Raw genomic sequence first — 19,418 nt, 5'->3', positions numbered from 1 at the left:
GCTCAGCTCGGCGCCACGAGTGAGCACGCCGCTTCCGGCGTCGCGACGCGGAAGCTGAAGCTCTCCTCCAGGTAGAGGTAGACGGACTGCGCGTCGTGGTGGCTGTAGCCGATCGACAGGTCCTGGCCGGACTCGAACAGGAAGTCGCCGCCGCGCAGCGACACGACGACGGCGCTGTCGACGCCCGGCGCCCAGATGATCGGGCCGCTCTGGAGGATCTTGCGCAGGTGGTCGAACAGCGGGTAGCCGCCGTGCTCGGTGCTCTGCACGACGCCCGTGTACTGCTCGGGCGCGAGGGCGAGCGCGTACGGGCCCTTGATGCCGTTGCGCAGCAGCGTCTCGACCGCCTCCGCGACGTGGCGCGTGTAGGCGTTGAAGTCGCCGGACAGGGCGATCGCGTCGTGGGTGCAGGACTCGGCGATGCCCTTGAAGCCCGCCGACGCCCAGCCGTGGAACACCGCGCGGTTCTCGGCGCGGGCCATGCGTCGCGCGGCCTGCTCGAGCGGCTCGAGGTCGATGTCGTCCGCGCCGCGCTCCAGGTCGGCGAGCTCGTGGCGGGAGAGCGCGAAGTCCACGCGCATCTCCACGAGCGGGAGCACGCGCCGGCGCGCGGCCGTCAGCCCGTTCTCGCCGTCGGGCAGCGCCTCGATCCGGCCGAGGTTCGTCGCGCTGTAGTCCCAGCCGAGCGGGCCGGAGAAGTCCACGACCTTGCGGGCCGCCAGGCCCGGCTCCAGGCGCTCGCGCGCCTCCTCGTCGAGCTCCGCCCAGCCCTCTTCGGTGATCGGCGCCTTCTCGCGCAGCAGATGGTTCACAGCCCGGCCCCCTTCAAGCTTCCGATGCCCAACGACCCCGGCTGGCCACCGCCACCCGATCCACCAAGACCCGCACCTTCCTCGGCTTCCTCGCCCGCCTCCACGATGTCCCCCTCCTGGAAAAGGACGCCGCGCGCGATCTCCCGCCACACCGGCGTGCGCCGCAGCAGGAACTCGAGGTCCATCGCGAAGTGCTTGAACTCCTCCGTCTGCGCGTTCTTCATCACCGCCAGCGCCTCGGGGTCCTGCTCGACGGCGAGGCGCTGCTCGTACCAGCCGATCGCCTCCGCCTCCTCGGTCAGCGAAGCGCACAGGCGCGCGAACGTCCTGGTCCGCGCCGGCAGCTCCTCCGGCGGCTCGTGGTACTGGTCAAACCCCATGCCCGGCACACTACATCCGTGGACGAATGGGGCGAGGACGACCGGGTGCTCGAGGCGGTCGAGCGCGGCGACGTGGCGGCGGCGCGCACGCTGCTCGAGGCCGGCGCCAACCCGCACTTCGACAGCTGGGGGTGCTCGCTGATCGGCGAGGCGCTCGATCGGCGCGACGGCGCCATGGCGCGGCTGCTGCTGGAGTTCGGCGCCGTGCTCGGCGAAGTCGGTGAGGACGGTCGGCACCCGATCCACCGGGCGGCGGCCGCCGGACCCGACCCCTGGGTCCTCGAGTTCCTGCTCGAGCTCGGTCATGATCCGAACGTCACCGACCAGCACGGTTGGACGCCGCTCCACGCCGCCGCGGCCTACGGCGCGACCCGGGCCGCCGAGCGGTTGCTCGCCGCCGGCGCCGACCCGTCGGCGGTGACGCACGAAGGCAAGACGCCCGCCGACCTCGCCGCCGTCAACGGACGTGACTGGCCGCTCTAGCGGCAGAAGCTGGTCGCGAGCGCGGTCAGCGTGCGCGTGACCGCCTCGACGGACGCGACGCTCACCCACTCCTCGACCGCGTGCTCGCCCTCGCCGGTCGGGCCGAACAGCAGCGCCGGGATGCCGGCGGCGGCGATGAACGCGGCGTCGGTCCAGTACGGCGCGCCGGTGAGCGGCGGGGCCGCGCCGAGCTCGCGGGTGGCGTGGTCCTGCGTGAGGCGGACGAGCTCGTGGTCGGTGGCGATCGCGAACGCCTCGCGCACGAGGCCGGTCGTGAAGGACGCGCGGAGGCCGGGCTGGACGCGGGCGGCCTGTGCGATGACCGCCTCGAGCTCGGCGGCGAACGTCGCCTCGGACTCCCCAGGCAGCGTGCGGCGCTCGACGGTGATCGTGCACCGTCCCGGATAGGACGACGCCTCGATGCCGCCCGTGATCGTGCCGGCGTGCACCGAACCGCGCCCGAGCACCGGGTGCGGCTCGCGCGCGACCAGCTCCGCGTCCAGCGCGCCGAGGGCCGTGAGGACCGCGCCGGCGTGGACGATCGCGTCGACGCCCCGCTCGGGCCGCGAGCCGTGCGCGGCCGTGCCCTCGACGACGATCTCCGCCCAGACGAAGCCCTTGTGGGCGACGATGATCTCCTCGCGCGTGGGCTCGGTGACGACCGCCGCGTCGGCGCGGACGTGCTCGAGGACCTCCTGCATGCCGAGCGACGCGTGCTCCTCGTCGGCCACGCAGGCGACCACGACGTCGCCCGCGAGGCCTGAGTTGCCGGCTTCGCGCGCCGCGATCAACGCCGCGGCCAGGCCGCCCTTCATGTCGCACGCGCCGCGCCCGTGGAGGCGGTCGCCGTCGCGCCGGGGATCGTGCGGTACGTCCATGTCGTCGACGCCGACCGTGTCGGTGTGCCCGCACAGCAGCAGCGTCCGGCCACCACCAGTCCCGCGCGCGGTGATGACCACCGACGGGCGGCCGGGCGTGCGCTCGAAGACCTGCGCGTCGAGCCCGTTGTCCTCCGCCCAGCGCGTCAGGAACGCGGCGATCTCGCGCTCGCCCGCGCCGCCCGGAACGAGCGCGGGATTGACGGAGTCGATGGCCACCAGCGCGGCGGTGAGGTCGGCAACGGTCACGCGCTGCATGGTGCGGATCCGCGCCGACCGGCGCAACCGACTTTCGCTGATGTACGAACAAGCTGCGCTGATGGCGTTCTGCGGGTACATGCTGTTCCGATGACCAAGGTCGCGATCATCGTCGTCGTGGTCGCCATCGCGATCGCGGTGCTGGCCAGCGTGCTGCGGGGCGATCCGCCGTCGAACGCCGACAATGCGGGCGTGCCCACCGTGCTGGTCTCCGCGCGGGTGGTGGGGAACGGCACGGCGCGGAGCTGTACGTCGAACGCGGTCGTCAAGGCCGTGCGGGCCGGTGGTCACATCCGGTTCGCGTGCGGGCCGAAGCCGGTCACGATCACGCTGCGCACGACAGCCAAGGTGGTCAACACCTCGCGGGAGGTCACGCTCGACGGTGGCGGGAAGGTCACGCTCAGCGGCGGCGGCAAGCGGCGCATCCTCTACATGAACACGTGCGACGAGGCGCAGAAGTGGACGACGTCGCACTGCCAGGACCAGGCCACGCCGCGGCTGACCGTCCAGGACATCGCGTTCACGCGCGGGAACGCGACCGGCGAGCGCGTCGACGGCGGAGGCGGCGGCGCGATCTTCGCCCGTGGCGGGCGGCTCCGGATCGTCCGCTCGACGTTCACCGGCAACCGCTGCGACCGGGACGGGCCCGACGTCGGCGGCGGCGCGGTCCGTGCGCTCTCGCAGCATCGAGGCCGTGCGGTCGAGGTCATCTCCAGCCGCTTCGCGCGCAACGTGTGCAGCAACGGCGGGGCGCTGAGCAGCATCGGCGTCTCCTGGAACATCCAGCGCAGCGCGTTCGTCGCCAACCGCGCGATCGGGCGCGGCGCGAACCCGGCGCGCGGCGGCACGCCCGGCGGCGGCAGCGGCGGCGCGATCTACAACGACGGCAACCGCTTCACGCTCACGCTTGCCGACAGCGAGCTGCGCGACAACGAGGCGCGCGAAGGTGGCGGCGCGATCTTCTTCGTCAGCAACGACCGCACGGGCACGCTCGCGATCACGCGCAGCCGCCTCGAGGGCAACCCGAGCAAGGGCTTCGAGACCCGCGGCCTGCCCGGGATCTTCTTCCTCGGCGCCGCGGCGCCGACGATCACGGAGAGCGTCCTGCGTTGAGCCAGGCCGCGATCCGCGCGCTGTACGACCGCATCGGCGACGACCCGCGCTCGCCCGGTGAGGAGGCGCTCCGCGTGCTGATCACCGCCGCCGACGAGGTCGCGGCGGGCGGCTTCGAGCAGCTCTACTACTTCGAGCCGGACATCGCGAGACGGGCTCCCGTGTGCGCGCGGCTGGTCACCGCGCGGCGTTTCGAGCGCTTGTTCGAAGCGGCCAACGCGATCGCGTTCGAGGACCCGGAACCCAAGCGCCGCAGGACCGCAGCCCGCCGGATGCTGAGGGCCGTGGAGTCGCACGGCGATCAGCTCGCACAGCTCGACAACGCGTTCGACGCGCTGATGGCCGACGACGCCGAGCGGATCGAGGTGCACCTCGCGCGCTACGTCGAGTATCACCCGCACGAGTTCGAAACGGAGGAGGGTGGCCGCCGCGCGGGTCAGGCGCGGCGGCCGGAGATGCGAGGCCGGCGGGTGTCGGAGAGGGAATGAACTGCCCGGGAGCCTTGATCTGTTCGGAGGGGGTCAGCCTCTTTCGATGTCCCCAGAATCGCCCTCGCCCGTGTGGATCCGATGTGGGTTTCCTCGGAGAACCCTGAGAGTCACTCGCTGAAGGCGAACGAGCGCAGCGGCTCCCACGGCCCGCCGGCATAGGCGAACAGCGCCAGACCGGGCAACGTGAACTCCCGCGGCGCGAACCGCGCCTCCAGCTCCTGCTCAACCGCCCGGGCACGCTCCGGTGTGACCTTGTTGCAGACCGTCACGTGCGGCCGCAGCGGCTGCTCGTCCTGCCGCGTAAGGTCGCCCGCCCACGTCGCGGCGAGCTCCGCGCGCAGCGCCACGAGCGCGGGTGCGTGAAGAGACACCGCGACGCCCGCCCCAAGGAAGCGCAATCCGTCCGCGCGCGCCGACAAGGGTGACGTCCGTCCTGCGACGGCTTCGAGCTCCGCCTCGATCAGGTCCCGACGCGCACCAGGCAGCGCGTGGAAGAGCGTGAGATGCGCCGCGAGGTGGTTGCGCTCGGGCGGGAAGAACTCCGCCCGCCACCCGTCCAGCCACGCCTGCTCCGGCGGCGGCAGCACCGCGGTGAGCACGAGTGGCCTCACGAGCGGCCCGCCAGCAGCGCCAGGTCGTGACGGTCGACGTCGCGCAGCGGATAGCCCTGGCGAAACCGCAGCTGCTGCGCTGCGGTGAGGCACGGGACGACCAGCCCGCCGAGACGGCCGACCGTGAAACAGCCGACCGGATACTCGAAGGCGCCGCCGTCGAGATCCGACTGCTCCCCGCGGCCGTCATCGTCGAACCGCACCGGGTGGAGATCCACCCAGCGCTCGCCGGCCGCCCCCAGCTCGACTCGAGCCGGCCGCTGGTCCGTCTCGATCGCGTAGCCGAGGCGCCCCAGCACCGTCAGCGCGTCGGCCTCGCACGCGGCGTCGATCGCGAGGTCCAGATCGCGGTGTTCCCGCGTCTGCTTGCCCACGAGCACGTCGACGCCCCAGCCGCCGGCGACCCAGAACCGGCACCCGGTGAGCTCGAGGGCCGTGACCACTTCAAGGACCGAACGGAGGCGCATCGTTCGACATTCTGCGGGTACTCGCACGCTCATGGTCCGCGCGTTCTTCCTCGCCTGGCTGCTCGGGTTCGTCGGCATCGTCCTCTCGAGCCGGAACGACCGCTGGCTGGTGCTGCTCGTCCCGGCCGGACTCATCCTCGTCGGGCTCGGCATCCGGATGTTGCTGAACCGCCGCGCTTGGCTGGCGTTCGTGGAGTCGCAATCCAAGCGGTACCCGCAACCGAGCGGGCCGGTCGCGCGGCGATTCACCGGCGCCGGGATCGTGATCGTCGGCCTGGGCTGGCTGCTCGGCGGCGTCGTCGGCCTGCACGCGCTGCTCACGTAGGCCGAGCGGTGCCGGCGACCAGCGTCAGCACCGCCACAGAGCTCAAACCGCGGAATCGTCGAAAAGAGATACTCCGACGACGTGACGTCAGGACGGTTTCGCAAGCCCGCGCGCATCGACGCTTACGACGCGGAGCCCGTCGATCGCCGGTTGCGAGTCGACTACACCACTCGTCCGGCCCACCGGTTCGACTCCGTCTCGGTCAAAGAAACGAAGGAAGCCGTCGCGATCGCGATCGTCGTCACTGCGCCACGTGGGCTAACGCGTGCTGCCGGGCACATGCACTCCCTAAGCGTCGAGCTCGCAGCGCCCTTGGGCGAGCGCCGCGTTATCGACGCCTGCACAGGTTCGATCGTGCCGCGGCTGCCGTCACCGATGGACCCACCGCCGCAGCCCGGCGGACCGGGCACGTGACCGCGGCAACCGGAACGTCGGGCGCCCTGAAGGTCCCTTTTCGTCGAAAAGGACCGCTCCCGTGCGACTCGACCCGCCGCCGGGAGCTGAGGTCTGACGGGCTCGCCCTTTCGACGCAAGAATGGGTGGTGTGATGACTGAGACGGAGTTCTGGCGCCTCATCGATCAGTCTCGGGACGCGGTCGGTGGAGACCTTGACGGGCATGGACCTGCGCTGGAGCGGCTGCTTGAGGGTCGGTCGCGCGAGGACTTGGAGGCCTTCGCGCGGTTGTTTGATGTCTTTGAGTGGGAGGCGTACCGCTGGGACACCTGGGGCGCTGGTTACCTGCTCGCTGGCGGCATGCGAGAAGCGTCGTTCGAGCTGTTTCGCGGGTGGCTGATCAGTCGCGGACAGGCGATCTATGAGATCGGCGTCCGCGAGCCTGATGCGTTGGCCGAGCTTGTACCGCGGGACGTTGAGACGTTCGAGATTGAGGGTCTGTGGCTTGCCGCGCGCTCGGTGTACGAGGAGGCGTTTGGCGGGGAGATGCCGGACTTCGACGACGTGCCGATGTGCCTAGAGCCCGTTGGCGAACCGTGGGACGAGAGGGATCTCGAGGCGCGGTTCCCACGCTTATGGCGTCGAGCGCACGATCGCTGAAGCGGTCACGTCACGGTTGGGCGAGGTGAGGGCTTCCGATGACAGCGCCGGCGAAAGCGGCGAGTTCGTCGAGAAACACCACTTCGGACGTCTGCTGGCCGCTCGTGCGGGATGCGGTTCAGGCAGGGTCTTCGAGGTCGTCCTCGACCGTCGGGACATGCGGCGATAGCAACGCGTCGGCGTGCCGCTCGACGCGACCGCGCTTCATCACGCGGCAGTACCACCAGTTGTCGAGCTCGCCCGTGTCGTCTGGTCCTCGCGGGGTTCCTAACCCAGCTTCCTCATCGTGGGTGAACAGCACTCCGTATGACCCCGGAGCGATGCGGGCAACGGCCTCGAAGAGCCTCACGACGTTTGGGTTGCGGTGGTTGTTGAGGCCGTGGATCTGGAAAAACCAGGAGCCGTTGCGCGCGCCGAGCGCAACACGGTGCTCTAGGCCCGAGTCCGCCATCGCACTTCGGACGGCCTCGAGCGTGGCGGTCGACGGGTCCTCGTCGAGGTCCTCGTATCCGGTCGAATCCAGGATCGTGGCCCAGCCGTGATACTCGAACATGCCCGTCATTGTGGTCGGTTCGTCGAATAGAGCTACTTTCGCTTCTGGCTCGAAGCGGAAGCGCCGCCGCGTCAGCGGGCCAGCAGTCCTCTGGCGCGGCAGTCAGTACTCAACGGGACACAGCTGTCCTCCAGCCACACCAAGCACTCCTCGGGGTTGACTTCGATTCCGATCGTCACCCGGTCGACCAGGTCCTTGGGAACCCAGCTCACGAGGTAATCCAGCGGGGCATCGTCGTGCCAACGCGGGCTGAGTCTCGCTTGGGCGTGGAACACTCCGATCCAGGTGTCCCACGGAGGAGTGTTGTCCTCATCGAGGAACCCGAGCGTCGCTTCCTCGGCCGCGCCGTCGCTGAGCGTCTCATCCGGCGCGAACACAAGCAGCCGCCCATCGTGCAGATCGGCCGTCGAGGTTGCGGCGCGCGCGTCAAAGACGGCGCGGTCCCAGGCCACCCTCAGCTCGCACAGGTGGCGCAGCGTCGAACCGCGACCCGTTGCCAATAGGGAGGGCCGGAGCGACGGAGTACGCAGCGACCAATCGGGGCGTGCCGGATCCCATCGTGTCGAGCACCAAGCGATCGCCTGGGCGAGTCGCAGTTCGAAGCCGACGTCATCACCGACGCCGTGGAGCAATGGCGGGTCCGGCACACACCGACCGTAGCGACAGCCACTGGTCCGGGCGCCGCACCGTACGCCCCGTCCAGGACAGTCGCTGCTCCCTTCGTTGAACCCCGGCGGCGAGTGGGTTGGGCGATGGCCGCGGATGCGCGAGTTCGTCGAAAAGCGCCCGTTTCGAACTGGCCTCTGCTCGGCCCTTCTGCGTAGCTTTGAGCCGTCGCACGCGATACCGCAAGTGAACCCGTCGTGCGCCGGACGCCACCGCCACTTGGTGCGTCTCTAGAACGACGAATGGCGCGGATGCTCGCCGCGATCTGTTGACCGCGGCGAGCGGAACGTCAGCCGCCGACTACGGCGTGGTCGTCGACAGCGTGAACGTCAACGCCGCCGAATAAGGGCCGGTACGCAGCGGCTCGTTGGCGCTGATCGTCTGCGAGACCGTGAGCGGCACCGGGTCGTTGGACACTGGAGCGTCCCAGGAGCGCGGCACGCCGGACACCTCGACCGGCGAGGCGAACGTGAACGGGCCGTTCGTCAGTCGCACCGGCCCGGCGACGGTCAGTGTCGCGTCGCCGGCGGAAGAGACCACGTTCGCGGTCGTCGTCGCAGTGTAGGTCCGCGGGACGCCCGCAGCGAACGTCCCAAGAGCCACCGGGCCACCGAGCGTCAGCGACAACGTCGCCGGGACCGTCCCGCCGACCGTCCCGTTCGTCCGGGTCTCGGCGTTCTGTTCGACTTCGATCTCGTGGATCGTAGTCGCGAGCTCACCTTGGCCGGACTCGACGGCGAGCGTGATCGTGTACTCCCCGGCGGACGGATAGGTGAACGATGCGCGCGGCGTCGCGGACTCCGCGTCGACCGTCCCGTCGGAGTCGAAGTCCCACCCGTAGCGGACCAGCGGCCCGTCTGGGTCCCCGGACGCGCTGGCGTCGACGTCGACGGTCAGGCCGCGGTCGGTCGCGGTGAACGACGCCGACGGCGCCCCGCCGGTCACGGTGACCGCGGGCGCGACGACGGTCGTCGTCTCACCTTGGTCGTCGGCGGCGGTGGCGGAAGCGGTGAATGTGCCGGGCGTCGTGTAGGTGTGCGTGACCGCTTCCCCTCGCCCGGCGCTGCCGTCCCCGAAGTCCCAGGCGACGTCGACGACACTGCCGTCGCTGTCAGCGGCGTTCGCGGTGAACGTGACCTGCACCGGCGACGCGCCAGTCTGCGAGGACACCGTCGGAGTGATCGTCGGCGTCTCGTTCTCGAACGGAACGGCACTGGCACCGAAGACGACCGGCTCGCCCTGCGGTTCTACGTCCGCACCGTAGAGGCTGACCTTCCACTCGCCCGACTCGGGGACCTTGACGACGTAAGACTCCTGCGTGCCGGACACTGCGTGCGTGACGTCCCAGTCCTCGGTGGTGCGGGTGATTTGCCGGCCGGACGGGGACTCCAGCGTCATCACGATGTCGCTGCCCGGCCAACTGGTCGAGAACACCGCCTGCGCGGTCCGCTTGGCGACCTGCACCAGCTTCTGGATGGTCTGTCCAGCACGGATCGTGTCCGACGCGCACGGGTTCGGGGTCGCACCAGCGATCTGCGCGCGGATCTTCTGGAACTCGCACTGGAGGTTCGCGGCGGTCGGGACCGGCTGGTAGGTCCCGCCGGTGTCGTTGGCGATGCTGGTCAGCAGGCTGGCCGAGACGCCGCTGCCGAGCCCGACCGTGAACACCTTCCACCCACGGGAGGAGAAGCAGGACGCCTGGTTTGAGTAGCTGCCGACGCCATCGGTGAGCAGGATCGCGGCGCGGCGCTGCGGCAGCCCGGTCCCGTTTTGCAGCAGCGTGCACGCTGAGCTCATCCCGGCGCCGATGTTCGTCCCGCCGCCAGCGTAGATGTTCGCCGAGGTCAGCGTGCCCAGCAGCGCGTCCCGGCCGGAAGGCAACTGGCGCATCGGGGAGATTTGCCGGGCGGAGTCCTCGAACCCGATGATGCCGACGTGGTCCCCGTCGACGCCGGTAGTGATGTAGGACCGCGCCGCCTGCCCGCGCAACGCCGACGGGTCGTTGGAGGACATCGACCCGGAGTTGTCGATGATCAGCGCTGTCGCGACATTGTCTGAGCCGCTTATCACGTCCCCGCCGAGCCCTGTTTTGGACCGGATCCACTTGACCATTGCCGGCACGCTCGCCGGATGCTGCGGATCAGAAGCGGTCGGGAAGCCGGTGAGCGGAGCGAAGCTAACGACGCCGACCTGCGTCGGCTGCCCATCCGCGTCCGTGGCGTACAGCGGGCCGCCACTGTCACCTTTGCCGGTGCCGCCGTTAGCGGACGGCGAACGGGTGCACAGCACCGTGCTCGGCGCGATCTGCGACGAGTACGGCCAGTCGGGGTTGCAGCCCGGCATGGTCGGGATGTCCGTGAGCTGCAGTGAGCCGGGACGCGTGGAGCGCAGATCCGACGACTGGGAGTTGCCCGATCCGGAGTCCGTGTCGCCCCACCCGAATGCGGTCATGGCGCGGCCGCCGCTGATCAGCGCAGAGCTCGACGGCAACCGCGAGTGAGCAAGACCGCGCGCAGGCGTCTTGAGGCGCAGCAGCGCGACGTCACCCCAGACCGACCCGTGTTCAGGGTCGAGCTTGCCGCACTTCCACGCGCAGCTAAGCGGCTTCCAGCCGGGCGCGCCAACGGGCGTCGTCTGCGCATACGCGTTGTAGACGCTGACCTGCGCGACGTCGAGCGTCCCGCCGGAGGATGTCAGCACGGACATGTCCGACGCCTTGGACGCCCTCCAGCCCAGGTACAGGTTCCCCGCCCGCTCGATCAGCGCGTAGCAGGAATCCGTCGGATTGCCCCAGAGCAGCTGCGCGCATCCATACACGTCAGTGGTCTCGGTGACGCAGTGCGCGGCGGTTAGCACCCACGAATCGTCGATCAGAGCGCCACCGCAGGAGTAGTACCCGCCGCCCGAAGCTGCCTTGTGGACCTTCACCAACTGGCTGTTCGATGACCAGGCAACTACCTGCCCGTTGTAGATCGCCTCCGCCGGCTTGCCACTAGCGCCGATCGCGACCGCGCACACCGCGAGCGCCACACACGCAAGCAGGCTGAGCTTGACTGTTGGCCTTCGGAACATCGTGACCCCCGAAACCGGCGTATTGGATAGGCGCCGCCCCTTGCGGCACAGCGCAAGCTACCGCCACTGATCAGGAAATCACAACTAAACGAACGTCCAGGGACGCCGTGCGTCTCGGCGATCAAGTGATCGCCGGCTCAACAGCTCGCCCCGATTCGCCCGACGGAGCGTTCGTCCACTCGGATGCGAGACTCGGGCAACGAGGAAGCGACCAACCAAACGAGCAGCGCGCCTGCCGCAGCCGCGGCTAAGACGTAAAGCCCTGCCACGATCGTTCGCCACGGCTGTCGCTCCGGTACCCACCCCAAGAAGGCGTCGATGACGAAGAAGAACGCGTCGGCCAGCACGCCCTTCGTCGTTGGCGCTGATGTCTACTCGCAAACCGAACCTCGCGGATCCGGCCGCCTCGGAGTGCATCAGTTACGCGTACAGCGAGGTGCCAAATCGTCGAAAAGCACTGCTTCCACTTCTCGTCCTGAACACAAGTGCGACAGCGCGCTCTGGGAGGAACACAGCCGGATTTCGGTCAAGCAGCAAACGCTATGGGCGTCGGAACGTTCAGCCGCTCGATGACCAGGCGTAAGTCGGATGCCAGGGCTCGGCTGACCTACGCCCTCACCTGGAGCGTCGCACCTTCGGATTCAGTGTCCGCCGGGCACAGCGCCTGATTTGCGAGTATCGATCCCACGAACTTGTCGAGTGCGCGGAACAACTCGAGGAAGTCCCACATCGCGAGAACGAGATTCCACCGCAGGAGCGCGGAATCCCATCCACCGAGTTCATTCCACCTCTTGCGCTTGGCTTCATCCGAGTGGAACGCCACCCCGTTGATGAAGACGTCGAGAATCTCCTCAGGGGTCACCTCGTGCGTCGAACCGTCAGGAAGTTCGAGCGTCCAACCCAGCACCCTTGACCCGCGCAGCAGCTCTCGCCGAACTGACTTTAGCTCCTTGAACCAGTCGATCAGCGTTCGGCCCTCGGGGGTGCCAGACGCTCGTGCGTGCCGCTGGATTAGGTTGCGCAACTGGTCGAACGTGACGCCGCTGGGTTCGTTGTTCCAGCCGAGCTTGCGGAAGTCCATCGCCAGTGACTTGATCTGGTCGACGGTCACGCCATCAAGCCGGTCGTCTCCTGCCCCGCCGATGTTGAAGGTGAGCTTCGTGCGCTTGGCAAGCGCACTGTGCTCAAGTTCGGCAACGAGCTCGCGGTAGCGCTTGAGGATTCGAACCTCGTCAATGTCGAAGGGTGTCAGCCCCTGTGCGATGAGATCGGCGTCAGTCGGCACAGGGTCAGTATGACGCCCGATCCGGGCCCAATCTGAATTCCACTTCACTCGACAAGGGGTCGTACCGGTCTCCGAAACCCGCACTGAGGCCGATGGGCCTCTCGCGGCACCGCTGCTTTCCATTCGACGCGAGAACCGAAGCCGCCGGCCAGTGACGTAGCGGAACCGTCGAGAAGTGCTAGTTCCGCTTGTCAACCCAGGAGCAGCGGCGCAGCTGTCAGACCAAGCGCGGGCCGCTTGGCTCGAGCTGTCGGCGTAGCCGATGGCCACGGTGTCGCGCCTGAGAGCGGGCCGCAAGGTTGCGCGGTCCGAGGCTGACGCGGGCCGTCGGATGCTGGGAATGCAACCGCCATCCCAGCGAAGGCTGGAAATCCCGCTCAACGTGGAACACAGGGCGCTCGTGACGCAGCTCACCCATGGCTCCTGCGATGAGGGAGGCAGTCCCCACGCGGAGATCAGTTGCCATCGCGACTGGGCGTGCGCTCAGCCGATTCTGGAGCGGCGGGTAGCTGCCTTGGCCCGTACTGGCATTGCTAGCTGAGCGCTTTGCCGGCCTTGATCTTGCCGCCTCGCCAGAGGCGGAAGTGCGTCTCGCCCATCACGATCTTGGCGGCGGAGTTGAAAGAATTGACCGCAGTGCTGCCGTTGAGGAGCAACGTGAGGAAGAAGCTCTGGCAGAAGTGGGACGCTGCGGCCCCGTGAACGACGCCGAACGGCGCCACGAAATGCGAGCAGACTGAAGACTCCGAGAACGCCTTCGCGAAGTTCTTTCGTCCGCTGCATGCAAGAGACGCCCAGACCTTCTCTGTAGCTGTTGGTGCTGCCGCGTCAAGCGCTGCGGACAAGTCAGCGCCGGACACGTGGCCATTGTCGAGGAACGACACTGTGCCGCCGCCAGCGTGGGCGATGAGCACGACATGGCTGCACAGAGTGTGATTAGCGGCCCAGTACGTCGTGAGCTCGGACATCGTTCTGACTTGGAGCACGCGAACGTGGTCATCAGGCACAAGCAAACGGAGGAATTGGAGAACGGACTTCCCGAGTGGGTCGAGCAAGGCCGGCTCTGACACGAAATCGCCGATGCGCAACACCACGAATCCGATCCGCGAGTCGTGGACCCTTGCGGATCCGATGTCAACGGTCGCGCCCCCAACGTAGTCGACGGTGATGCTGCGACCGTGGGTGGCGAGGACGGTCTTCTTCGTCAGCGCATGCGGCAGTTGGGACGCATTGCTAAGGACAGACGAGGGCACGTATACCTCGTCATTCACTTCGAACTTGGGGCAAATGGCTCCACGAGAAGGATTCCATGCGCGACGGGACGCCACAACTTGCAGTCCTCGGAACGAACGGAATAGATCGCGGAGCCGTCGCGTCTCCTGTCGCTTTCCGTGCGAAGCGACAGCCACCGCTGGCCCGGTGGATGGCGCAATCGTCGAGAAGGACCATCTTCGCTTGTCGTCCGTTGCGACAGTGCCGAAGCGAGGTCGCGTCAGGATCGAGTTCGCCTGAATGCGAGTGCGGACGCGGATTCTGACTGGGGCGGCTTGGCGCCACACTGCGCGGGCCAGCATCGACGACAGCGGTGGACCGCCTCTCCAATCGAGAGCTACCGATCGAATAGCCTGGCGCGCATGTCCCTCTTGCCCACGAGATACCTCGATGCAGTCGTTGCGTTGGAGACCCTGAACGACCCCGACGACCCTGACGACCCCGACGAGGAGCCGGACTTCGAAGCGCTTGGTAGCGGCGTGCTGGTTGAGGTGGAATTTCCCGACGCCGACAACCAGGAGGAGATCGTTCGGTTCCTGTTCCTAGTGACGGCACGGCACGTCGTCGTTGGACAGGACACCCTATACGCGAAGATCAACGCCGGACCGAACGCGACGAGGTACGTCTTGAGTTCCCGCGACGACGAGGGACCGCGCTGGTACGACGCCGAGGGCTATGACGTCGCCGTCACGCTCATCGACGAGGAGCAGTGGGATGCGGATGGGGTCGATTACACGGCTGTGCTCCCAGGAGGGTGGCTCGACGTTGGGGAGCTACTTGCCGCAGACGTTGGCGCCGGAGACGAGGTGTTCGTGTGCGGATTCCCGTTGGGCCTCTCTGGCGTGGAGCGAAAGTACTCAATTGTCCGCGGCGGCATCATCGCGCGCCTGGACGCGGACGTGATCGAGGAAGCCCGTGGCTTCATGATCGACTGCAACGTGTTCCCCGGAAACAGTGGCGGGCCGGTGTTCCTCAAGCCGTTGCTGCGGATCGGCGAGGACGGTAAGACCTTGGAGTACGGGACGACGTTCCTAATCGGCATTGTGGACTCGTATCTGCCGTACCACGACGAGGCGGTCTCGGTGCAGACGGGGAACACCCGGGTCGTGTTTGAGGAAAACAGCGGATTGGCGACCGTGGTGCCGGTTGACGCTATTGCCGAGGCCATTTCGGACTGCTTGGAAGCGTTGGCGAGCTCCGACGACGACGACACGCCGCCGACCGAGGGTCACGCGACGAAGCCGGCGTCCACGCCGCATCAACCGCAGTAGGCGCGTTTCCTTCGACGTCTACGGGTGCCCTGACGCGCCAGCCGCGAACTCCTCAGCGGTCAGCACGGGAACGCTCGGCGGAACCGCAATCACCAGCAGGAGCTGTGACGCGGCATCTGGGCGCCCGCGCCCGCGGCGCACTGCAGCCGAAGCCGGGCTCCGGGCTCTCGTGCACCACTGCTGGTCCCCATGCAAAGCGACAGCGTGGCGACGGTCGCCGACGGAGTAGCTCGATCGTCGAGAGACACCCTTTGCCCGACCGTTCGGAGCTGCGTGCCTCAGCGCGAGAGAGACCGGCGTGGTGACACGGTCGTACGGCGACGCCCCGACCCTCTACGCCTGCCCACGCAGAGAGGCAACCACCGCGTCCCTCTCATAGTCTGGCATCGCGGCTAGCCCAAGAAGCCTGTGCACGCGGACTCCCAGCGGCGTGAGCCGGGCGCGATATAGGTCCATTGTCCTCCACGAGCTGCCCTCGATAACGGCCGTAAGAGGAACCACTTGGCCGTCCGTTTGTCCGACTCCGATGAGCCCGATAGAAGACAGTTCGTCCATCTCGGCGACCACATCGTCGTTGGAGCTGAAGGTTCCCTCTCTGCGCTCGGCGCCGAGCTGAATCAGCATCTCGAGGTAGTTCTCGCTTGCGAGAGTCGCCAGAACCCTGAATTGCCCGTAGGTCAATCGATCGAGCAGCTTCAAGATCAGATTCGCGAGTGAGACGGACACCGTTTCGTCGAACGCCAGGTTCGCGAAGAATCGGCCCATGTACGGGACTTTGCGCTGCTCATACGAGTTGGCAGCCGTCATCAGCGTCCCCTCGAGTACCTGCGATGCGTCCGAGTCCTCCGCTGGATAGTCCGCGAAATCGGGGCGTGGGCGCTCGCCTTCAGCGAGGCGACGGTCAATCTCTACGGTCGCCACGGCGAGCGCCGCCGCTGCTCGTACACCCTGCCGTTCAGCCAGCCGCCTATCGAAGAACTCGACGCCGGCACTTGCAAGCACTTCCCCAACGGTCGTGCCAGCAGCGCCACCGGCGAGCGCCGCCTCAGGTCCTCCCAGCAATCCAATGGCGGACCCTGCAACGGCACCGACGACCTTGCCTCCGAGGCTCACGAAATCGCGAATTCGCTCAGACCGATCCTCGTTATCGCTCGCAGAAGCATTGAGCACAGACAGCATTGTCCTCGCCTGCGACGACGGAACCGTCGGAAGCGGCACTGCTCACGGCTCTGCCCGGCAAACTCGCCGCCCCTTTGGGGGGGCCGACAAGACCCGAGTCCGTGTGGGCCGAGACGGCAATCGCTCCCGGGCCTGTAGTCGGAGCTACTCAGCCACTGTTAGTACCTAGCCACCGTCCCAGGGGGCAGGTCTCCCCGTTGGATCCTTCGCAATTCGGAAGCGATCTCAATTAGAGCTTCGTGCATCAGCAGCAAAGCTTCGCCCTGTCGCGCTACCCGCTGCTCGAGATTCACGTAGTCCGCCGCCTTCAGGATTTCGCCGGCACGCGTAAGGGGATTGTCGGACACCGCCATAGGGTGTGCGAGACGTCGGACGGACCCGGGTTCGAGCTGCACCGTGCTAGAAGCTGTGACGAGCGGCCCGTGGCTGTTCGACGGCAATCGAAAAATAGCGTCTGTGTGGACAAACGCGTACTTCGATGGCGCTCGAATGACGCCGTCCACCGACGCCACTGGAGACAGCGACAGCGATGCCCAGCTTGGGTCTATGCCAAGCGGACCGCGCCCGAGAGCACCGAAGGGCCAGAGATGTCAGGGAAGCCCACCCCGAGGGCGCGGCTTCCACGGGAACGCCTCGGCGATCAAGCGGGAGGGCTGACTTGATCTCTGGGAAGCCAAGGAGGCGAAAGGCCACGGCACCTCTCCCCCGCCTCCCTCAGACGCGCCACCAAAGAGAAGGCGCCACGCTCGCCAACCTAGCTTCCTAGGCGGAACGCGGCGGTACCTCCCAGCACACTTAAGAGCCCCGCGAACGACACGCACCAGCACGCGAGTCCAGGGGCGAGTGCAGGGAGGTGCCGACGGGTTCCGACTCCCAACGACGACTGCCTCCCTACGCCCACGTACTAGACCGGGTCCGCCGCCACCTGGTCCTCGAGGCCGCCGACGCGCTTGAGCTTGGTGCCCGTGATCTTGCGCTCACGGATCTCCAGCCGGCGTGACAGCCGCGAGAGCAGGTAGTTCACGACCACGAACAGGAACCCGATGAAGATGAACACCTGCAGGATCGGTGCCGTCACGTCTCCGAAGAAGCCCGACGACGTGACGATGCGCCCCCGGCGCATGACCTCGGTGATGGCGATGATGGACACGAGCGTCGTGTCCTTGTTCAGGGTGATCAGCTGCGAGACCGTGGCCGGCACCATGCGGCGCAGGCCCTGGGGCAGGATCACGTAGCGCAGCGCCTGGCGACGGGTCATGCCCAACGCGGACGCCGCTTCGCCCTGGCCCTTGGGCAACGACAGGATGCCGGCGCGCATGATCTCGGCCAGCACCGCGCTGTTGTAGAGGATCAGGCCCATGAAGGCGCCCAGCACCAGGCCGGACTGGAACGCCTCGGGCGCCCAGCTCGGCATCGCGTCCTCCCAGGCCTGCTTCCACGACTGGGGCAACCCCAAGGCGAAGTACAGGATCAGGAAGATCAGCGGCAGGTTGCGGAAGACATCGACCCACGCGCCCGCGAGGAAGCTCACAGGCTTGAGCACCGACAGCCGCAGCAACGCCAGCACGAGCCCGAAGATCAACGCGAAGATGATCGAGATGACCGCGATCTCCAGGTTGATGAGGAACCCCTCGAGGATGAACCGGGCGTTGTTGCCGGTCCAGAGCCATTCCCAGTTGTCGGGACTGAAGAGGTAGCTCATCGGGCGATCGCGAATCGCTTTTCGAGGGCGCGGAAGATCAGCGTCGCGGCCCCGGTGAGGATGATGTAGCCGACGGCCGCCCAGAAGAACGTCTCGTCGGTCTGGAACGTGCGCGCCGACACGACGCGGGCCTGCTTCAAGAGATCAGGCAGCGCGAGCAGTGACACGCCCACGATCGCCGAGTTCTTGATCATCGCGATGGTGAGCGAGCCCAGCGGCGCGATGACGGTGCGGAACGCCTGCGGCAGCACGATCCGGCGCAACGTCTCGGCGTACGAGAACCCGAGCGAGAGCGAGGCCTCGATCTGGCCCTTGCCGACCGAGAACACGCCCGAGCGCAGGGCCTCGGCCACGTAGGCCGCCGTGTACAGCCCCAATGAGGCGATACCGGCGACCCACGGCCCGATGTCGACGCCCGCGCGGCGCAATCCCGCGAACGAGATGAACAGGAGCACGAGCAGCGGGATGTTCCGGAACACCTCGACGTAGAGCCCGCCGAGGCGCTGCAACCACTTGTTGGGCGCGATCCGGAACGCCGCCACGAAGGTGCCGACGACCATCGCGATCCCGAAGGAGCCCGCGATGATCTGAACGGTCACCCACCAGCCCGAGCTGAACTCGGACCAGTGCTCTGTGAGGACGTCGATCAAGCGACGTCGTTAGTTGTTCTTGACCAGCTCGACGGCTTCGTCGACGCCGATCGTCGGCGGCTCGCCGGGCTCGCCCGTGTACTTGCCGACCCACTCGTCGTAGACCTTGAGCCAGGTGCCGTTGTCCTTGAGCTCGGTGAAGACGCCGTTGACGAAGTCGGTCATCTCCTGGTCGTCCTTCTTGATGCCGGCGCCGTAGGGCTCCTGCGTCAGCTGGTCACCGACGAGCTTCAGCGTCTCGTCCTGGATGATCATGCCCGTGAGGATCACGTCGTCCGTGGAGACCGCGTCGACCGCGCCGTTCTGCACGAGCTCGAAGCACTCCGAGTAGGAGTCCACGAGCTTGAGCTTGGCCTCGGGGGCCTGCTTCTTGAGGTTCGCCTCGTAGGTCGAGCCGAGCGCCGTGCAGACGTTCTTGCCCGCGAGGTCCGCGACGCCCGTGATGTCCGAGTCACCCGGCACGAGCACGCGACCGCGCGCGATGAAGTACGGATCGGAGAAGTTGATCTGCCCGACCCGCTCCTCGTTGATGGTCATCGTCGAGAGGATCAGGTCCGCCGTGCCGTCCTCGAGGAACGGGATGCGGTTGTCCGAGATCGCCTCGATGAACTTCGGCTCGACGCCGAGCTTGGCCGCGACGGCCTTGCCCATCTCGATGTCGAAGCCCTCGACCTCACCCGACTGCGGGTTCTTGATGCCGAACGGCGGCACGTCGAACTTGACGCCGATCGTGATCTCGCCCTTGGCCTGAATCGCACCCAGCGACGTGTCCGCCGCGAACTTCTCGGCGGTCGCGGCCGGAGTGGCCTCCGTCGTCGCTTCCCCACCCGCGGCGCCGCTCCCCGACGGCGCCTCGTCGTCCCCACATCCCGCAAACGCCAACGCGCCTACCGTCA

At 67.6% G+C, this 19,418-nt stretch carries 20 protein-coding genes and 1 pseudogene; 7 read left to right on the top strand and 14 right to left on the bottom strand.

Annotated elements, in window-relative coordinates; all coding sequences use genetic code 11:
- Positions 1-2 precede the first annotated feature (2 nt).
- A complete protein-coding gene (locus tag OJ997_RS03535; protein ID WP_270023630.1) occupies positions 3-812 on the bottom strand; it encodes a family 1 encapsulin nanocompartment shell protein in 810 nt (269 codons plus the stop codon).
- A 77-nt stretch (positions 813-889) separates the two neighbouring features.
- Positions 890-1,192, bottom strand: a pseudogene (locus tag OJ997_RS03530) (ferritin family protein); the annotation flags it as partial.
- Positions 1,193-1,210: 18 nt separating this feature from the next.
- Here OJ997_RS03530 and OJ997_RS03525 point away from each other — a divergent pair.
- Positions 1,211-1,675: an ankyrin repeat domain-containing protein gene (locus tag OJ997_RS03525; RefSeq protein ID WP_270023627.1), complete on the top strand. Its 465-nt coding sequence runs from the start codon at positions 1,211-1,213 to the stop codon at positions 1,673-1,675.
- Here OJ997_RS03525 and OJ997_RS03520 read toward each other — a convergent pair.
- Positions 1,672-2,811, bottom strand: a complete 1,140-nt coding sequence (locus OJ997_RS03520; protein ID WP_272599294.1) for a M20/M25/M40 family metallo-hydrolase — start codon at positions 2,809-2,811, stop codon at positions 1,672-1,674. The genes OJ997_RS03525 and OJ997_RS03520 overlap by 4 nt on opposite strands.
- Before the next feature lie 90 nt (positions 2,812-2,901).
- Here OJ997_RS03520 and OJ997_RS03515 point away from each other — a divergent pair, with 90 nt between their 5' ends.
- The gene (locus tag OJ997_RS03515) at positions 2,902-3,924 is read left to right on the top strand and encodes a hypothetical protein (protein ID WP_270023625.1); all 1,023 of its coding nucleotides are present in this window, start codon (positions 2,902-2,904) and stop codon (positions 3,922-3,924) included.
- Positions 3,921-4,412, top strand: coding sequence for a DMP19 family protein (locus tag OJ997_RS03510; protein ID WP_270023624.1), 492 nt, complete (start codon positions 3,921-3,923; stop codon positions 4,410-4,412). The genes OJ997_RS03515 and OJ997_RS03510 overlap by 4 nt, the downstream gene beginning before the upstream one ends.
- 110 nt (positions 4,413-4,522) lie before the next feature.
- Here the strand turns inward: OJ997_RS03510 and OJ997_RS03505 are convergent, their stop codons facing one another.
- Positions 4,523-5,026, bottom strand: a complete 504-nt coding sequence (locus OJ997_RS03505; protein ID WP_270023623.1) for a 2'-5' RNA ligase family protein — start codon at positions 5,024-5,026, stop codon at positions 4,523-4,525.
- Positions 5,023-5,493 (bottom strand): nucleotidyltransferase domain-containing protein, encoded by a 471-nt coding sequence (locus tag OJ997_RS03500; protein ID WP_270023622.1) that lies wholly within the window; start codon positions 5,491-5,493, stop codon positions 5,023-5,025. Before OJ997_RS03500 ends, OJ997_RS03505 begins: the two co-directional genes overlap by 4 nt.
- A 31-nt stretch (positions 5,494-5,524) precedes the next feature.
- On the opposite strand from OJ997_RS03500, the gene OJ997_RS03495 reads away from it, so the two are divergent.
- The 3 genes from OJ997_RS03495 to OJ997_RS03485 all read left to right on the top strand — a co-directional run bounded on the left by OJ997_RS03495 (position 5,525) and on the right by OJ997_RS03485 (position 6,872).
- On the top strand, positions 5,525-5,818 hold the full coding sequence (locus OJ997_RS03495) for a hypothetical protein (protein WP_270023621.1): 294 nt from the start codon (positions 5,525-5,527) through the stop codon (positions 5,816-5,818).
- Positions 5,819-5,899: 81 nt separating this feature from the next.
- The gene (locus OJ997_RS03490; RefSeq protein WP_270023620.1) at positions 5,900-6,232 is read left to right on the top strand and encodes a hypothetical protein; all 333 of its coding nucleotides are present in this window, start codon (positions 5,900-5,902) and stop codon (positions 6,230-6,232) included.
- Between the two features lie 133 nt (positions 6,233-6,365).
- A complete protein-coding gene (locus OJ997_RS03485) occupies positions 6,366-6,872 on the top strand; it encodes a DUF4240 domain-containing protein (protein WP_270023619.1) in 507 nt (168 codons plus the stop codon).
- 118 nt (positions 6,873-6,990) lie between these two features.
- On the opposite strand, the gene OJ997_RS03480 is transcribed toward OJ997_RS03485, so the two are convergent.
- The 5 genes from OJ997_RS03480 to OJ997_RS03460 form a co-directional block, all read right to left on the bottom strand.
- Positions 6,991-7,425, bottom strand: a complete 435-nt coding sequence (locus tag OJ997_RS03480; protein ID WP_270023618.1) for an Imm7 family immunity protein — start codon at positions 7,423-7,425, stop codon at positions 6,991-6,993.
- A 71-nt stretch (positions 7,426-7,496) separates the two neighbouring features.
- Positions 7,497-8,072, bottom strand: coding sequence for a hypothetical protein (locus tag OJ997_RS03475; protein WP_270023617.1), 576 nt, complete (start codon positions 8,070-8,072; stop codon positions 7,497-7,499).
- Between the two features lie 319 nt (positions 8,073-8,391).
- Complete coding sequence (locus OJ997_RS03470) at positions 8,392-11,121, bottom strand: PKD domain-containing protein (RefSeq protein WP_270023616.1); 2,730 nt, start codon at positions 11,119-11,121, stop codon at positions 8,392-8,394.
- A 649-nt stretch (positions 11,122-11,770) separates the two neighbouring features.
- The gene (locus tag OJ997_RS03465) at positions 11,771-12,448 is read right to left on the bottom strand and encodes a hypothetical protein (protein ID WP_270023615.1); all 678 of its coding nucleotides are present in this window, start codon (positions 12,446-12,448) and stop codon (positions 11,771-11,773) included.
- Between the two features lie 533 nt (positions 12,449-12,981).
- Positions 12,982-13,701: a hypothetical protein gene (locus OJ997_RS03460; RefSeq protein WP_270023613.1), complete on the bottom strand. Its 720-nt coding sequence runs from the start codon at positions 13,699-13,701 to the stop codon at positions 12,982-12,984.
- A 381-nt stretch (positions 13,702-14,082) separates the two neighbouring features.
- On the opposite strand from OJ997_RS03460, the gene OJ997_RS03455 reads away from it, so the two are divergent.
- Positions 14,083-14,991 carry a S1 family peptidase gene (locus OJ997_RS03455; protein WP_270023612.1) on the top strand — a complete coding sequence of 303 codons (909 nt, stop codon included), beginning with the start codon at positions 14,083-14,085 and terminating at the stop codon, positions 14,989-14,991.
- A gap of 333 nt (positions 14,992-15,324) precedes the next feature.
- Here the strand turns inward: OJ997_RS03455 and OJ997_RS03450 are convergent, their stop codons facing one another.
- The 4 genes from OJ997_RS03450 to OJ997_RS03435 all read right to left on the bottom strand — a co-directional run bounded on the left by OJ997_RS03450 (position 15,325) and on the right by OJ997_RS03435 (position 19,404).
- A complete protein-coding gene (locus tag OJ997_RS03450; protein ID WP_270023611.1) occupies positions 15,325-16,170 on the bottom strand; it encodes a hypothetical protein in 846 nt (281 codons plus the stop codon).
- A gap of 904 nt (positions 16,171-17,074) precedes the next feature.
- Positions 17,075-17,872 carry an amino acid ABC transporter permease gene (locus tag OJ997_RS03445; protein ID WP_270023610.1) on the bottom strand — a complete coding sequence of 266 codons (798 nt, stop codon included), beginning with the start codon at positions 17,870-17,872 and terminating at the stop codon, positions 17,075-17,077.
- Complete coding sequence (locus tag OJ997_RS03440) at positions 17,869-18,522, bottom strand: amino acid ABC transporter permease (RefSeq protein WP_270023609.1); 654 nt, start codon at positions 18,520-18,522, stop codon at positions 17,869-17,871. Before OJ997_RS03440 ends, OJ997_RS03445 begins: the two co-directional genes overlap by 4 nt.
- 9 nt (positions 18,523-18,531) lie before the next feature.
- Positions 18,532-19,404: a glutamate ABC transporter substrate-binding protein gene (locus OJ997_RS03435; protein ID WP_270023608.1), complete on the bottom strand. Its 873-nt coding sequence runs from the start codon at positions 19,402-19,404 to the stop codon at positions 18,532-18,534.
- Between the last annotated feature and the right edge of the window lie 14 nt (positions 19,405-19,418).

The organism is Solirubrobacter phytolaccae (genome assembly GCF_027587195.1).
GTDB lineage: Bacteria > Actinomycetota > Thermoleophilia > Solirubrobacterales > Solirubrobacteraceae > Solirubrobacter > Solirubrobacter phytolaccae.
The sequence above is the reverse complement of the archived record's forward strand: the minus strand, read 5'-3'. Positions and strand labels throughout refer to the sequence as shown.